The organism is Microvirga arsenatis, from assembly GCF_009910705.1.
Lineage (GTDB): Bacteria > Pseudomonadota > Alphaproteobacteria > Rhizobiales > Beijerinckiaceae > Microvirga > Microvirga arsenatis.
Genome location: NZ_JAAAXJ010000021.1, coordinates 1 through 15,597 on the forward strand (window position 1 = coordinate 1; position 15,597 = coordinate 15,597).

The following is a 15,597-nucleotide window of genomic DNA, read 5'->3' on the forward strand; positions in this document are numbered from 1 at the left end:
GGTCGCCGTGCCGCCCGCCGCGCCCGGGGAGCCGCTCGCAGCCGCGCCGGCCGTCGCACCCGCACTGGCGCCGATGCCCGCGCCGACGGCCGCACCCACCGGCCCGCCGATCAGGGCGCCGATGCCTGCGCCGGCGAGCGTGCCGCTCAGCGAGCCGCCGATGAACTCACCGGAAGCGCTGTAGACCGGACGGCCGCCGTTGAGGGCCTGGCTGGTCATGGAGTGATCCTGGATCATCTGCTGCGCATAGCGGCGGACGACCGGGTTGCGGGAGCGCTCCAGCGCGAGCTGGCTCGAGGCGATCTCGAAAGCATCCGATTGAGCCGCCCTCATGCGATAGGTCTGGCTGTCCATGACCATCTGGGCAGAGGCCGGGGCGGCCGAAACGGATGCAAACAAGGCCGCAAGGGCAACATACTTCTTCATGAGTGAACTCCTGTCTGTGCGGGTCGCAGAACACCGTGCGAAGCTCAACAGGCTTGCAACGTCATGGGTGGCTGCTGCACCCCTTCAACGAGGAGCGATCTGGGCGGTTCCAGAAAAGGCAGTCATTGTGCCGCATAAACTCCGGAATTCCTGTATCGAGCTTGGCCATTACTCACGAGGCGATAGTAGAACGATGGTCCCGATGCTCGCGAATGCTTGCGATTTCTGGCTGAGGCCAAGCTTGACGTCGGAATGACCGATGCGGCCGGGCGGCCGTGCCGCTCAGGTCTTCTGCACCTGCCGGATGCGCGCGAGGGAGAGCATGCCTAAGCCGCCGACGCTGCCGTCGGGCCTCAGGCCGCGCCGCTCCGCGGTCAGCAGGAAACCCGTCCGGTCCTGGTCGATCGTGAAGAGATGGTAGCCGGCCGTGTGGGTGAGCGTTCCGCCGCGGGCCGAGGCGGAGGGGGCGCCGACGATCGGGATCGGGCCCCGCGGTCCGTCGAGATGGGCGAGCGAACCCACATGGTTGTGCCCGTGCAGCACGAGTTCCGCGCCGACCCGGCCGAGCATGGCCTCGAAGCGGGGCGCGTCCGTGAGGTGGCGGCCCGGCTCCGCGCCGCCCACATGCGGCGGGTGGTGGATGAGCACGATCCGGAAGCAGCCGGGCTCCCGCCCGAGCTGGTCCAGCATGGCCTCGGCGGCCTTCGTCTGCTTGGATCCGACCCGGCCGGTGGCGACGAAGGGGAGCGTCGGGATCGCCGAGGACAGCCCGACGATGGCGATGGGCCCGTAGCGGCGCAGATACGGGAAGACCGCCTCGCGCCCGTCATCCCCGCGCGTCCAGGGGGCGACCTCCTTCAGGAGGCCTTCGAGGGAGCCGCGGACATAGGCGTCGTGGTTGCCCGGCACGAAGGTGACGCGGGAGGGGTCGCCCAGGCCCTTGAGGAACACCCGGGAGGTCTTCCATTCCTCGGGCAGGCCGATGTTGCAGGTGTCGCCCGTGCAGGTGATGTGGTCCGGCCCCTGGGCATGCATGTCGGCCACGAGTTCGGCCAGCAGCTCCATGTCGTGGAGGTCCTGCCGGCTGCGGTGCCAGTTGTACCAGCCGGTCAGGCGCTTGCTGAGCAGCTGCTTGAGGCGCGGCCGGGGCAGGGGGCCCACATGGGGGTCGGTCAGATGAGCGATGCGGAACATGGCGGCCGGCTGGGTGCGAACGGAGAGGAGAGTTCGCGCGCGGGGCCGTCTGCGTCAAGCGCTCGGGGTGAAGATACCGTCGCGAAGCGCATGATTGCGCCTCGCGCTCATCACAAGGCCGTATCGCGGCCGCTTGCCCTCGGCCTGCCGAGGGCAGACGAGGCGAAACCGCGGCTCAGTACTGGGTGCCCGGGATCAGGGTCGAGTAGACCGAGCGGTCCTCGAGGTTGAGGGCCGGCGACCAGGAGAAGCGGGCCGAGCGGTTCAGGCGGGACAGGATGAAAGCGAGAAACATTGGAACACCTTTGGTTGGTCCTGTCTTAGACCTTCGTCTAAAGCGGGTCACGCGCCAATATGATGCGGCAGCCATGCATTTGATGAATGACTACATTCATCCTCCGGTAATCTTGTTGTGATGGCATGAGCCGATGTCCGACCTCCCCCAGCCTCGTCCAGCCGCGCGCCTCGTCTCGCGGGCGCTGCACACCTACTGGCGCTTTGCACGGGGCATGACCCTCGGGGTGAGGGGCGCCGTGCTCGACGGGCAGAACCGGGTCTTCCTCATCCGCCATACCTATGTGCCCGGCTGGCATCTGCCGGGCGGAGGCGTGGAGACGGGGGAGACGGCTCTGGAGGCCCTCGACCGGGAGCTGCGCGAGGAGGCCTGCATCGCGATGGACGAGCCTCCGGCGCTGCTCGGGGTGTTCTTCAACCGGCGTGCCTCCCCGCGCGATCACGTGCTGGTCTATGTCATCCGCCGCTTCACGGTGCTGGCGGAGAAGCGGCCTGACCGGGAGATCGCAGAGGCGGGATTCTTCCCCCTCGACCGGTTGCCGGAGGGGACCACGCCGGCCACCCGCCGACGCCTGGACGAGATCCTCGAGGGACAGCCCCTCTCCGCCACCTGGTGAGAGAGGGTTTGCGCCCCGGGGTCGACGCTGCTATGGCCTGAAGGAAAGTAAGGAAACGCCGAGCCTCATGACCGCCACCCGGATTCTGCGACGACGACACGGCTGACCCCGTCCAGCCGCCTTCCTGCCTGTCTCGTCCTATGTCCAGGGTCCGTTCATGACCGAGCTCTCGCTCCAGATCCGTACCGAGCAGCCCATCGATTCAGAGGCCATCGAGCGCCTGCACGAGCGCGCCTTCGGCCCCGGCCGCTTCGCCCGCACCGCATCGCGCCTGCGCGAGGGGGCACCCCATCTGCTCGATCTGTCGTTTACCGCCATGGTCGGCACGCTGCTCGTGGGTTCCGTGCGCATGACGCCCGTGCGGGCCGGCGACGAGCCTGCTCTGATGCTCGGCCCTCTCACGGTGGAGCCGGCCTTCGAGAGCCGCGGCATCGGCGGCGCCCTCATGCGCCGCTCCCTGGAGGCCGCCAAGGGCAAGGGGCACACCCTGGTGCTGCTCGTGGGCGACGAGCCCTATTACAGCCGCTTCGGCTTCCAGCGCATTCCGCCCCAGCAGCTGCAGCTTCCCGGGCCGGTCAATCCCGCGCGCTTCCTGGCGCTGGAGCTGGCCGAGGGGGCGCTCGCCCGTGCCAGGGGGCTCGTCAGCCCGCTCCCGCCGGTTGCGTGACTACGCCCGGCGGCGTCCCTCAATCAGCCAGGCGGCGAGCGTCGAGCCGATCAGGAGAACGAGCCCGAGGAAGCCGAGCGCCATCGGGAAGACCGAGACGCCGCGCACGATGGCGCTGTCGCTGGGCCTGATCCCGATCCAGTCCCCGCCGGAAAAGCGGGTGCCCGAATGAACCGCGAGGATGCGCGGCACCGCGATGCTCTGGTCGCCCGCCATGGCCACCCGCCGCACGGAGCCGCCCGTCGCCTCGGCGATGGGTTCGAGGGCTTCCGTGTTGCTGAACACGTCCATCAGCTCGCGCGGGTTGGCCGGCCCGATGCTCACGAAGGCGATGAGGTCGCCCGAGCGCACCGTGTGCAGCCCGAGCTCGCGGCTCGCCACCTGCGCGGAGAACAGGCCGGGGCGCGACTCGGTGAGGGCGACGCTGCTCTGCGCGCCGCTGGGAGAAACGAGGGTCACCGGATCCGCCGCGTCGGCCATGGTCTGGCGCTCGATGCGGATGTCCCGCCCCAGCGCGCTCGCCCGCAGCGCCTCCTCTTCCAGCGCCGGCTCCTTCATCAGCCAGTGGGCCAGGCGGCGCAGCAGGTCGAGATGGGGGCCGCCGTTCTGGTAGCCGCGCGCCCAGAGCCAGGCGTGGTCGGAGAGCAGCAGGGCCACGCGACCCTTGTCCTCCCGGCGCAGCACGAGGAGGGGCAGGTCGTTGGCGCCCGACATGAGGGTCGAGCCCGTCTGCACCTGCGAGCCGATGATGCGCAGCCATTCGCCCCAGGCGGGAGGGGACTGCTCCGATCCGGGCAGATCGCGGGTCACGGGATGGCGCTCGCCGGTCTCGGTGATCTCGGCCTTGTAGGGTTGCTCCACGATGCTGCCGTTGGGCTGGCCCGGGATGACCGGGGCGAGGCGCGTCTGCGCCAGGCTGCCGTAGCTCGCGAATTCGGGGCCTGCCGCCACGAGGATCGCGCCGCCCTCGCGCACGTAGCGCACGATGTTCTCGAAATAGCTCGACGGCAGGATGCTCTGGTTCGCGTAGCGGTCGAAGATGATCAGGTCGAATTCCTTGATCTTCTGCTGGAACAGCTCGCGGGTGGGGAAGGCGATCAGCGAGAGTTCGTTGATCGGGGTGCCGTCCTGCTTCTCCGGCGGGCGGAGAATGGTGAAGTGGACGAGGTCCACGTTGGCGTCCGACTTCAGCAGGTTGCGCCAGGTGCGCTCGCCCGCATGGGGCTCGCCCGAGACCAGCAGCACGCGCAGCTTCTCGCGGATGCCCTCGATGGGAACGACGGCCCGGTTGTTCGCCTGGGTCAGCTCGTTGGGAAGCCCCTCGACCTCGAGTTCCACCACGTTGGTGCCGCCGTGCTCGATGCGGACCTGGAGCGAGAAGGGCGTGTCGGCGCGCACCTGCTGGCGGGCGAGCACCTGTCCGTCCCGGCGCACGGTCACCAGGGCCGTTCCGGTGCCGCCGCGCTCCATCACCTGGGCACGGACGGTCTGGTCCTTGCCGACGATGCCGAAGCGGGGCGCCTCCAGGAGCTTGATCTGCCGGTCGCGCTCGTCCGGGCGCCCGGTGATGAGGGCGTGCAGGGGCGCGCGGAAGCCGAGGCCCTCCACGGAGGAGGGGATGTCGTGGACCACGCCGTCGGTGACGAAGATCACGCCCGCCAGCCGGTCCGGCGGCACGTCGGCGAGGCCGTTGGAGAGCGCCGAGAACAGGCGCGTGCCGTCATCGCCGTTGCCGTCGTCGGCCTCGATGAAGCGGGGATCCACATCCGCGAGCGAGCCGAACCGGCGCTCCAGCTCGGCGCGCACCTGATCGGTCATGGGCGAGCGGTCGCCGAGAGATTGCGACGTGGAGCGGTCGATCACCACCGCCACGATGTCCTTCACCTTCTCCCGGTCCTCCTGCACGAGGGCCGGGTTGGCGAGCGCCAGCAGCACCAGCCCGAGGGCGACGGCGCGGAGGATCGCGACGGGACCTCGCGAAAGGAGCGCCAGGATCGCCAGCAGGGCGACGACCGCGCCGAGGGCCCAGAGGCCGTAGGTTGGGATCAGTGGGGAGAAGCTGACGGAAAGCAAATCGTTCTCCTGGTCGTGGCTCGGGTCGAGCCGGCCGTGTCATCCGCGGCGAGCGGAGCGAGGGAAAGGGATCCACTTGCACGCTCGGCGCCATGGATTTTCTTCCCCTCCGCTTCGCTCCGGCCGGGAACGACGTACTTGACGCCGGCCTGAGCCGCCGGAATCCGCTTTTGCTCGAAAATGCTCATGCCCTATTGCCCGAGCCGTTCGAGCAGGGCCGGCACGTGCACCTGATCGGCCTTGTAGTTGCCTGTCAGCGCGTACATGACGATGTTGACCCCGCTGCGATAGGAGAATTCCCGCTGGCGCTGGTCGGTGCCGACGACCGGGAAGAGCCACTCGCCCCGCGGCCCCACGGCCCAGGCGGCCGCGAGGTCGTTGGAGGTGATGATGATCGGCGAAACCCCGTCGCCGGACCGCGCCGGGCGGCTTTCCTCGCCCTCCGCCTGGGGCGGCAGAGCCTCCACCCAGGTCTGCCCCGTGGCGTAGCGGCCGGGGAACGAGTCGAGGATGTAGAAGGTCTTGGTGAGGACGTGGTCCGGGGGAATGGGCTCGAGCTCGGGAATGTCGAGGCTCGCCAGCATCCGGCGCAGGTACTGGCCCTCCGCCGTGGGCGCTCCGCCGGGACGGTTGCCGAAGGCGTCGCGGGTGTCGAAGATCACCGTGCCGCCGCCCTTCATGAAGGCGTCGATGCGCCGGATCGCGGCTTCCGAGGGCATGGGCCGCGATGCGACGATGGGCCAGTAGATCAGGGGATAGAACGCGATCTCGTCCCGTGCCGGATCGATCCCGATGGGCTCGCCCGGCGAGAGCGCCGTGCGCTGGCTCAGCACCTGGGTGAGGCCGGTCAGGCCGGCTCTGCTCGTGTCGTCGACCTGCTGGTCCCCCGTGATGACATAGGCAAGCCGCGTCACGAGGGCGGGGCTCGAGCTCTCCATCGTCATGGGGGAGGGCCGGCGTTCCTGCGCGCTCGCATCGGATGCGGGGTTCAGCATCAGCGCCCCGGTCAGGGCGAGGGCGGCCGCAGCGCCTGCGCGCCGCAGGCGGCCGGTGAGGTTCGACAGATGGCCGCCGAGCCAGAGCGAGGCGAGGGTGTCGGCGACGAGCAGAAGCAGGGCGAGCATGAAGAGCGGCATGCGCAGGTCGATGGTCTGGGCTCCGGCCAGGGGAGCGATCCGGGCGTTGAGCGGCGTGTAGTTCAGCGGCACGAGCCGGTCGCCCGCGAGAAGGGCATTCACGGCAAGGCTCGAATCCACGGGGCCGTAGAAGCCCGGCGGGTGCTCGCCGGTGGCGCGCTCCGCATAGGTGCGCGCCACCGCGCGGGCGTTCGCCGGCGGGGAGATGTAGGTGCCGTAGCCGTCGAGGGTGAGGCGGGGAGCCACGGTTTCGTTCTCCGCGTTGCGCGCCTCCGCATTCGCGTCGCCCGGCGCGCCGGCCAGGGCCGTGGTCCGGCGCAGCATCTCCACGAACAGGCCCGACAGGGGCAGGTTCGACCAGGTGGTGTCCGCGGTCACGTGGAAGAGCACGATCATGCCGTCCCCCCGCTTGTCGGCTGTGACGATGGGCGTGCCGTCGGCCAGCGCCGCCCAGGTCTTGGCCGGCAGATCGCCGTCCGGCTCCGCGAGGATCTGGCGGCGGATGCCGATCTCCTCCGGGATGGCGAGACCGAAGAACGGGCTTTCGCGGGTGAAGGGGGCGAAGGTTTTAGGGGTGTCCCAGGAGAGCGTGCCGCCCAGGCTGCGGCCGCCGCGGCGCAGGCGCACCGGCACCAGCTCGTCGTTGCCCGCGGCCAGGCGCGACCCCGCAAAGCGCAGCAGCATGCCGCCGTTCTCGACGAAGGCGGTGACCTTGCCGAGCGTCTCCCGGTCGAGGCCGCCCACATCGGCGAGCACCAGGACGGAGACCTGCTCGTCGATGAGCTGGCTCACCGCGTCGGCCACGCCGCCGCGGCCCGTGCGGATCTCCGAATAGGGCGCAAGCGCCCGCTCGATGTAGTAGAGCGGCGAGAGGAGCGGCTGCGCCTGATCGGACGTGCCGCCGAAGACGAGGCCCACGCGGCGGCGCTTGCCCCGCTCGTCGAGGAGATGGACCGCGCCGGCCGAGCCCTCGCCGAGGATCTCGACCCGGGCGATGGCGTTGCGGATCTCGGTGGGCAGATCGAAGGCGACCGTGGTCTCCGTGGCATTGGCCTCGAAGGAGAAGCGCATGTCGGCCAGCGGCAGGCTCTTCAGGTCGAGGACGCGCACGGTGCCGGAATCGCGCCCGTTCGGCTCGGGGCGCACGAGCCTGACATTGAGCTGGCCGCTCGCGTTCTCCGCGCCGGCAACGGCAAGGGCCTGAGCGCGCTCAGCCTTGAGAACGGTGATCCGCTGCCCGTCCGCCATCTGCGCCAATCCGTCGATGAAGCCCTGCCCGTCAACGCCGGCGACCCCGTCGCTGATCCAGACGACGTTGGCATCGGGCGTCGATTCCAGGAAACGCCTCATGGAGTCGAGATGGGCCTGCCGGTTCTGCAGGTGGGGCAGGGGTTTCAGGGAGCGCAGGCGCTCGAGCGCCGCGGCGGGGCTTGCGGGTTCGATGGCCGCAGGCGCCTCCGCCGTCGCGACGAGGGCGACGGTGCGTCCGTCGCGCCCGGCGGCCTCGATGCGCTCCGAGGCCAGGTTCATGCGCTCGCGCCAGTCGTGCGCCGCGGCAAGCCCGTTGTCGAGCACGATCAGGAGCGGGGAGCGGCTGTTCTCCTCCGCCAGCGGATTCCAGATCGGGCCGGCGGCCGCCAGGATGAGGAAGGCCGCCAGCAGGAGCCGCATGAGCAGGAGCCACCAGGGCGTGCGGGCGGGCGTCTCCTGCTCCGGGCGCAGGTCGGCCAGGATCTTGAGGGGCGGGAAGTCCACGCGCTTGGGCTGCGGCGGCGTGATGCGCAGGAGCAGCCAGATCGCCGGCAGGGCGGCGAGCGCGGTGAGGACGAGCGGAACGGTGAAGGTGAGCGGCAGTCCCAGCATCGCCTATCGCCCTCCCATCGCGGTGCCCCGGGCCGTCGACACGAGCGTCATGATGCGAAGGGCTGCCTCGCTCGCCGGCCGGTCCGTGCGGTGGATGGTCAGCGTCCAGCCCCGGCGGCGGGCCAGGTCCTGGATCTCCGACCGGTGCTGGTCGATGCGCGCGCGGTAGGCCCGTCCCCAGGAGGAGGCATCGCCGATCCTGAGCGAAACGCCGTCCTCGAGGTCGTGCAGCACGGCCTGCCCCTGGAACGGGAAGGTCTCCTCGACCGGATCGACGATCATCACGAGATGCCCGCGCGCGCCGCGGGAGGAGATGCCCTCCACCATGGTGGTGATCTCCCGCAGGGGCGAGAGGAAGTCGCTGATCAGAACCGCCTCGTGCTGGGCCGCGATGGGCGCCTGCGGCGGCAGGTCCTCCTCCAGGGAGGCGCGGTCCGCCACCAGGGTCTGGGCCATGGTCTCGGCGATGCGCCGGGTCGCGCGGGGAGGCATGAGCCCCAGCATGCCGACGCGCTCGCCGCCATCGACGAAGCAGTCCGCGAGGGCCAGGCCGAGCACGACGGCGCGCTCGATCTTGGAGGCCTGCGCCAGATCGGAGACGTAGCCCATGGAGGCGGAGCGGTCGATCCAGAACCAGACCGTCTGCGCCGTCTCCCATTCGCGCTCGCGCACGTAGAGACGGTCGTCGCGCCCGGAGCGGCGCCAGTCGATGCGCTGCGCCGCCTCGCCGGTGACGAAGGGGCGGAACTGCCAGAAGGTCTCGCCGGTGCCGGCGCGGCGGCGGCCGTGAATGCCGTGGGCGAGGTTGGCGGCCACGCGCCGGGCTTCCAGCACGAGGCGCGGCATCCGGTCGGCGAGGGAGAGGGCGCTTTCCGTCTCGCGGCGACCCGGCGAGCGGTCGCTTTCGGGAAGGACCCGGACACGGGCCATGGTGACGATCCTAGCCTGCCAGCCGTGCGGTGAGCCGGCCGATGATGCCGCCGATGGTCTCTCCATCCGCGCGGGCGGAGAAGGTCAGCGCCATGCGGTGCTTGAGAACGGGCTCCGCAAGCGCCACCACGTCGGCCATCGAGGGGGCCACGCGGCCCTCGATGAGGGCACGGGCGCGCACGGCCAGCATGAGCGCCTGGCTGGCGCGTGGGCCGGGGCCCCAGAGGATCCTGTCGGTCACGCCCTCCACCGGGTCGCCCTCCGGTCGGGCCGAGCGGACGAGGTCGAGGATCGCCTCGACCACGCTCTCGCCCACGGGCAGGCGGCGCACGAGGCGCTGCGCATTCATGAGCGCCTCCGCGTCCATCACGGCCGAGGGCCTGTGCTCGTCCGCGCCGGTGGTTTCGATCAGGATGCGGCGCTCGGCCTCGCGGCTCGGGTAGCCCACGTCGATCTCCAGGAGGAAGCGGTCGAGCTGGGCTTCGGGAAGGGGATAGGTGCCCTCCTGCTCGACCGGGTTCTGCGTCGCCAGGACGTGGAAGGGCTGGGGCAGGTCGTGGCGCTCGCCGCCCACGGAAACGTGGTGCTCCTGCATGGCCTGCAGCAGGGCGGACTGGGTGCGGGGGCTCGCGCGGTTGATCTCGTCGGCCATCAGGAGCTGCGCGAAGACGGGGCCTTTCACGAAGCGGAAGGAGCGGCGCCGGTCCGCGCCCTCGTCGAGGATCTCGGAGCCGAGGATGTCGGAGGGCATCAGGTCCGGGGTGAACTGGATGCGGCGGGCATCGAGCCCGAGCACGGTGCCGAGCGTGTCCACGAGCTTGGTCTTGGCAAGCCCCGGAACGCCGACGAGCAGGCCGTGGCCGCCTGCGAGAAGGGTGATGAGGGTCAGGTCGACAACGTTCTCCTGGCCGAAGATGACGCTGTGGATGGCCTCCCGGGCCCGCCCGACAGTCTCAAGCGTTGCCTCCGCGCTGCGGATGATCGCGTCGTCCAAGGCGGTGGGCGCTTGAGCAATGCTGGCCGTCATGAGGTCGTGCTCCCTCTCATAGGCAATTGCCCCCTTCAGCTAGTCTGCCTTTGTTCCGGGTCGAGTGGCAAGGGTCGATGCGCCGCAGCGCCGAACCCAGGTGGAGTGGACGAGACAGCCGGGGACTCTATGCTCTAGGAAGTAACCATCGATGGCCGTTCGTCGATCCCGAAAAGCGAAATTTGTGTTCACGCTTGCGTCATGACCGATTCCTCCCCTCCACCCACGGCCAGCGCCCTCGCCCGCCTGGCAGAGGCCCTCGGCGCCGAAGCGAACCGGAAGGGCCTGCCCCCCGTCGAGCGCTGGAACCCGGCCTATTGCGGCGAGATCGACATGCGGATCGCGGCCGACGGGACGTGGCACTACATGGGCACGCCCATCAACCGGCCCGCCCTCGTGAAGCTGTTTTCGACGGTGCTGCGCAAGGATCCCGAGCGCTATGTGCTGGTCACGCCCGTCGAGCGGGTCGGGATCGTCGTGGAGGATGCGCCCTTCGTCGCGGTCGAAATGGCTGTGGAGGGCGAAGGGGAGGGGCGTCAGATCGCGTTCCGCACCAATGTGGACGATCTCGTGCCGGTGGGGCCGGATCGTCCCCTGCGCTTCGAGCGGGACGCGAGCGGCGGCGTCAAGCCCTATGTGAAGGTCCGGGGCGAACTGTGGGCGCGCGTGACGCGCAGCCTCGCCCTCGACCTGATCGCCCTGGGCGAGGAACGCAGCACCGAAGACGGGCCCGTCTTCGGGGTGGCGGCCGGCGGAGTCTTCTTTCCCATCGCCCCCGTCTCCGAGCTGGGCGCGTGCTGATGCGCCTTGCTCCCCATGACGCGCCGGACTTCCTGACGCTGGCCGCCGAGCGGCTGCGGCGGGAGCCGCCGCATCCCGAGGAGGCTCTCGCCAACCCGCGGGGCGACCACAGCCTCGACAACGTGCCCCTCGTCCATCCGCTCGCGCCGAAGCCTGCCGCGGTCCTGGTGCCCGTCGTGATGCGCGAGGAGCCCATGCTGCTGCTGACCGAGCGCGCCGCGCACCTGCGCCAGCATTCGGGGCAGATCGCCTTTCCGGGCGGGCGGGTCGACCCGACGGACGCATCGGTTCTGGATGCCGCCTGCCGGGAGGCGATGGAGGAGATCGGCCTCGACAGCCGCTTCATCAGCCCGCTCGGCTATCTCGACGCCTATCTGTCCGGCACGAACTATCTCGTGATGCCGGTGGTGGCGCGGATCCCGCCGTCCTACACGCTCAACGTCAACCACGACGAAGTGGCCGACACCTTCGAGGTTCCCGTGAGTTTCCTCATGGACCCCGCGCGCCACGAGCTCCATTCCCGCGAGTGGAAGGGACGGGTCCGCCGCTACTATGCAATGCCCTACCAGGGGCGCTACATCTGGGGCGTCACGGCGGGCATCATCCGCAACCTTTACGAGAGGCTCTACGGTTCATGACGCGGGCAGTTGTTCAGGGACTGGTGCTGTTCTTCCTGCCCTTCGTCCTGTTCGGCGTCTATCTCGTCATCCGTCGCCGCAATCCCCTGCTGTGGTCGCACTGGAGCGACCAGTCCCTCTGGCTCACCATCGCGGGCCTGGGCTTCGTCGTGATCTCCCTGGTCGCGACGGGCTTCCTGGACGAGCGCGAGACAGGCGCCTACGTGCCGTCGCGGGTGGAGAACGGACGGGTCATCCGGGGGCATTTCGAGTGACGGACGCTCTCGACCGGAACGCGCTCGCGGGCCTCCTCGAGCGCCCGCCGCTGCGCCGCCTCCTGGACGCGTTCGACGGCGAGGGGGAGGAGACGCGCATCGTGGGCGGCGCGGTGCGCAACGCCCTGCTCGGACGCCCGGTCACGGAGATCGACTGCGCCACCACCATGCTGCCCGACGCCATCGTCGAGCGCGCCGCACGGGCCGGCTTCAAGGCGGTGCCCACCGGCATCGAGCACGGCACGATCACGGTGATCGTCGAGGGCGAGGCCTTCGAGATCACGACCCTGCGCGAGGATGTGGAGACGGACGGGCGGCATGCGGTGGTGCATTTCGGGCGCGATTTCGTGCGCGATGCGAGGCGGCGCGACTTCACCATCAACGCGCTCTCCCTCGGCCTCGACGGGAGGCTCCACGACTATACCGGCGGGGTCGCCGACCTCGCGGCCCGGCGCGTGCGCTTCATCGGCGAGGCGCGCACCCGCATCCGCGAGGATTACCTGCGCATCATGCGCTTCTTCCGCTTCCATGCGGAATATGCGCAAGGGGAGCCCGATCCGGAGGGGCTCGCCGCCTCGGGAGCCGAGCGGCAGGGGCTTGCGATCCTCTCGAAGGAGCGGATCCGGCATGAGCTCCTGAAGCTTCTCGTCGCCCGGCGGGCCGAGGAGACCATCCGGATCCTGGCCGGGCACGGCTTCCTCACCGGCCTGCTCGGGGGCGTCGCCGAGTTCGGGCGCTTCGCCCGCGTCGCCGGATCCGTCCGGGGCGACCCGGCCGCGATCTGGCGCCTGGCGGCTCTCGCCGTCCTGGTGGAGGAGGATGCGGAGCGCCTGCGCGAGCATCTCCGGCTCTCCAACGACGAGCACAGGAGGCTTTCCGCCTATGCAAGGCTCCTGGCCCTGCTGAAGGCCTGGGCCCCGCCTCTCGATGCCGCAGCCATCCGCCGCCTGGTGGCGGACCACGAGCCCGAGATCCTCGGCGTCGTCCTCGCCGCAACGGCCGGAGAACCCGCGCCCGTCGTGAAGGAGGAGGCGCGGGAGGCTCTCGCGCGGTTCCGCAGCGGCGCCGAACCCGTGCCGGTGTTTCCCCTGCGCGGGGCCGACCTGGTCGCGGGCGGCGTCCCGAAGGGCCCGAAGGTGGGCGAGCTGCTCGCCCGCGGCCGGCAGGTCTGGCTCGCGGAAGGCTGCCGCACGGACGAGGCCTATTCCAGGGCGCTGCTCAAGCGCGTGCTCGATCAATCCTGAGACTTTGGTCTCTTCGATCCCCTTCCGGACGCCGCGAGCCGATCCGGCATTGGGATGACGGCTTTCTTTACGGCCACCGCACCGTGGGCGGCATGGAGGAGAGGATCGAGGCGATGTTGCCGCCGGTCTTCAGGCCGAAGATCGTGCCTCGGTCGTAGAGCAGGTTGAACTCCACATAGCGCCCGCGCCGCACCTGCTGCTCGATCCGGTCCGCCTCCGTCCACGGGGTGGTGACGTTGCGGCGCACGATCTCGGGATAGACCTTCAGGAAGGCCTCGCCCACGTTGCGGGTGAAGGCGAAATCCTCGTCCGGGTTCCCGGTCCAGTGGTAGTCGTAGAAGATGCCGCCGATGCCGCGGGGCTCGTTGCGGTGCTTGAGGAAGAAGTACTCGTCGCACCATTTCCTGTACGTCTCGTAGGAGCCCTCCGGCGCATGGGCGCGGCAGGCCTCCTCCATGGCCTGATGGAACAGGATCGTGTCCGGGTCCTCCTGCGTGCGGCGCCGGTCGAGGACGGGGGTGAGGTCCGCCCCGCCGCCGAACCAGGGCTTCGTGGTCACCACGAAGCGGGTGTTCATGTGGACGGTCGGCACGTTCGGGTTCCAGGGATGGGCAATGAGCGAGATGCCGCCGGCCCAGAATCGCGGGTCCTGGTCGGAGCCGGGAATCTGGCCGCGGAACTCGGGCGCGAACTCCCCGTGCACCGTCGACACATGCACGCCCACCTTCTCGAACACGCGGCCGCGCATCATCGACATCACGCCCCCGCCGCCGGGCGCGCCGCTGTGGTCCCTGCGCTCCCAGGGGGTGCGCTCGAAGCGGCCGGGTTCCGTGGCTTCCGGGGGGAGGGGGGCCGTCGTCTCGTCCTCCAGCGCCTCGAAGGCGGCGCAGATGCGGTCGCGCAGCAGGGCGAACCAGATCGGGGCTTCTGTCTGCAGGCGCGCGACGGCGGTTTGGTCGGTCATGGCAGCACTGTCTTTCAGATCATGTGAAGACCTCATCCTGAGGAGGATTGCGTCAGCAATCCGTCTCGAAGGAGGGTCCAGAGAGCACTGGACCCTCCTTCGAGACGCCGCTGCGCGGCTCCTCAGGATGAGGTTGGTGTTTGACTTTCACGGGTTAATCGGATCCGGCTGGGGAAACGCATGGGTCTGCCGCAGGGCTTCGCCCAGGATCATGGCGGCGGTCACGGCGACGTTGAGCGAGCGCAGGCCCGGCTGCATGGGAACCACGATGCGGGCGTCCGCCGCCGCGTGGACCTCGTCCGGCACGCCGGCGGATTCCCGGCCCACCAGGATGATGTCGTCGGGCCGATAGGAGAAACCGACATAGGGCGTTGCCCCCTTGGTCGTCGCCAGGACGAGCCGCGCTCCGCTCGCGCGCCGCCATTCCTCGAAGGCCCGCCAGGAGATATGCCGGGTGACGGACACGTGGCGGATGTAGTCCATGCCCGAGCGGCGGAGGTTGCGGTCGGAGACGTCGAAGGCCGCGGGCTCGATGATCTCGACCGGGACGCCGAGGCAGGCCGCGAGGCGCAGCATGGTGCCGGTGTTCTGCGGGATGTCCGGCTGGAAGATGGCAAGACGGGGCATGGGTTCGTCATCGTGGCAACGCGCCTCGCCGTCAAGGGAGCGCCCTGGCGGCGGCCCGCTCGGCGGCATTTTGAGGCACAGGCTGGAACAACTCCAATCCGCCTATGGACAGCCGGGCTTGACCGTGCCAAAGAGCCACCGCGCGGCGACTCCCAGTCGCATTGCGCGCGCGTTGTCGTGTTCCATATCGGAACGCGTGAGCCGAATGCCCGGGTTACCAAGGCATTGCCGATGCGCGGTTCTCGTTTTTGACCAATGCTGGAGAGCCAAGTGGCCGAGACCACCACTCATGTCGCTGAGCCGACACGGCGCGATTTCCTCTACATCGCCACGGGCGCCGCCGCCGCCGTCGGCGGGGCTACCCTGGTATGGCCCTTCATCCAGTCCCTGGCGCCCGATGCGGCGACGAAGGCTGCGGGTGCCCCGGTCGAGGTCGACCTGACCCCGATCGCCGAAGGGCAGATCGTAAAAATCTTCTGGCGCGGCAACCTGATCTTCATCCGCCATCGCTCGGCCCAGGAGATCAAGGCGGCCCAGGACGTGAACGTCGCCTCCCTGCGCGACCCCCAGGCCGATTCCGAGCGCGTGAAGAACGGCAAGGATCAATGGCTCGTCGTCTACGGCAACTGCACCCATCTGGGCTGCGTGCCGCTCGGCAACGCGGGCGAGTACAACGGCTGGTTCTGCCCCTGCCACGGCTCGGTCTTCGACACCTCCGGCCGCGTCCGCGGCGGCCCGGCGCCGATCAATCTGCCGATCCCGCCTTACTCTTTCGTGTCCGACACGAAGCTCATCATCGGCCAAGAAGCCACGGCGTAACCCAAGCGACGATCAGGCGACAT

At 69.7% G+C, this 15,597-nt stretch carries 15 protein-coding genes; 7 read left to right on the top strand and 8 right to left on the bottom strand.

All coding sequences use genetic code 11. The features are described from left to right. On the bottom strand, positions 1–426 hold a 426-nt coding region (locus tag GR303_RS25245), incomplete at its 3' end, for a DUF4142 domain-containing protein (RefSeq protein WP_161747604.1). 282 nt (positions 427–708) lie between these two features. Further along, positions 709–1,620 carry a metallophosphoesterase family protein gene (locus GR303_RS21380; RefSeq protein ID WP_161725873.1) on the bottom strand — a complete coding sequence of 304 codons (912 nt, stop codon included), beginning with the start codon at positions 1,618–1,620 and terminating at the stop codon, positions 709–711. A gap of 428 nt (positions 1,621–2,048) precedes the next feature. On the opposite strand from GR303_RS21380, the gene GR303_RS21385 reads away from it, so the two are divergent. Both GR303_RS21385 and GR303_RS21390 read left to right on the top strand, forming a co-directional pair. Further along, on the top strand, positions 2,049–2,531 hold the full coding sequence (locus tag GR303_RS21385) for an NUDIX domain-containing protein (protein WP_161725874.1): 483 nt from the start codon (positions 2,049–2,051) through the stop codon (positions 2,529–2,531). Positions 2,532–2,688: 157 nt separating this feature from the next. Beyond that, the gene (locus tag GR303_RS21390; RefSeq protein WP_161725875.1) at positions 2,689–3,198 is read left to right on the top strand and encodes a GNAT family N-acetyltransferase; all 510 of its coding nucleotides are present in this window, start codon (positions 2,689–2,691) and stop codon (positions 3,196–3,198) included. Here the strand turns inward: GR303_RS21390 and GR303_RS21395 are convergent, their stop codons facing one another. From GR303_RS21395 to GR303_RS21410, 4 genes are all read right to left on the bottom strand, one after another. Further along, on the bottom strand, positions 3,199–5,271 hold the full coding sequence (locus tag GR303_RS21395; RefSeq protein WP_161725876.1) for a hypothetical protein: 2,073 nt from the start codon (positions 5,269–5,271) through the stop codon (positions 3,199–3,201). It abuts the gene before it with no gap. A gap of 191 nt (positions 5,272–5,462) precedes the next feature. Further along, a complete protein-coding gene (locus tag GR303_RS21400) occupies positions 5,463–8,270 on the bottom strand; it encodes a DUF4159 domain-containing protein (protein WP_161725877.1) in 2,808 nt (935 codons plus the stop codon). Between the two features lie 3 nt (positions 8,271–8,273). Beyond that, positions 8,274–9,200 carry a DUF58 domain-containing protein gene (locus GR303_RS21405; RefSeq protein WP_161725878.1) on the bottom strand — a complete coding sequence of 309 codons (927 nt, stop codon included), beginning with the start codon at positions 9,198–9,200 and terminating at the stop codon, positions 8,274–8,276. 10 nt (positions 9,201–9,210) lie between these two features. Beyond that, a complete protein-coding gene (locus tag GR303_RS21410) occupies positions 9,211–10,227 on the bottom strand; it encodes an AAA family ATPase (RefSeq protein WP_161725879.1) in 1,017 nt (338 codons plus the stop codon). Positions 10,228–10,428: 201 nt separating this feature from the next. Between GR303_RS21410 and GR303_RS21415 the strand changes: the two genes are divergently transcribed. Genes GR303_RS21415 through GR303_RS21430 form a run of 4 tightly spaced genes read left to right on the top strand, consistent with a single transcriptional unit; the run spans position 10,429 to position 13,164 of the window. Next, positions 10,429–11,028, top strand: a complete 600-nt coding sequence (locus GR303_RS21415; protein ID WP_161725880.1) for a DUF1285 domain-containing protein — start codon at positions 10,429–10,431, stop codon at positions 11,026–11,028. Next, positions 11,028–11,666, top strand: coding sequence for a CoA pyrophosphatase (locus tag GR303_RS21420; protein WP_161725881.1), 639 nt, complete (start codon positions 11,028–11,030; stop codon positions 11,664–11,666). Before GR303_RS21415 ends, GR303_RS21420 begins: the two co-directional genes overlap by 1 nt. Further along, entirely contained in the window at positions 11,663–11,920 is a 258-nt protein-coding gene (locus GR303_RS21425) for a DUF6111 family protein (protein WP_161725882.1), read from the top strand. Before GR303_RS21420 ends, GR303_RS21425 begins: the two co-directional genes overlap by 4 nt. After that, the gene (locus tag GR303_RS21430; RefSeq protein WP_161725883.1) at positions 11,917–13,164 is read left to right on the top strand and encodes a tRNA nucleotidyltransferase/poly(A) polymerase family protein; all 1,248 of its coding nucleotides are present in this window, start codon (positions 11,917–11,919) and stop codon (positions 13,162–13,164) included. The genes GR303_RS21425 and GR303_RS21430 overlap by 4 nt, the downstream gene beginning before the upstream one ends. Before the next feature lie 67 nt (positions 13,165–13,231). Here the strand turns inward: GR303_RS21430 and hemF are convergent, their stop codons facing one another. Further along, positions 13,232–14,128 (bottom strand): oxygen-dependent coproporphyrinogen oxidase, encoded by an 897-nt coding sequence (gene hemF, locus GR303_RS21435; protein ID WP_161725885.1) that lies wholly within the window; start codon positions 14,126–14,128, stop codon positions 13,232–13,234. Positions 14,129–14,275: 147 nt separating this feature from the next. Next, positions 14,276–14,755 (bottom strand): tRNA (cytidine(34)-2'-O)-methyltransferase, encoded by a 480-nt coding sequence (locus tag GR303_RS21440; protein WP_161725886.1) that lies wholly within the window; start codon positions 14,753–14,755, stop codon positions 14,276–14,278. A 255-nt stretch (positions 14,756–15,010) separates the two neighbouring features. Between GR303_RS21440 and petA the strand changes: the two genes are divergently transcribed. Next, positions 15,011–15,574, top strand: coding sequence for a ubiquinol-cytochrome c reductase iron-sulfur subunit (gene petA, locus GR303_RS21445; protein WP_201752180.1), 564 nt, complete (start codon positions 15,011–15,013; stop codon positions 15,572–15,574). The last annotated feature ends 23 nt before the right edge of the window (positions 15,575–15,597 follow it).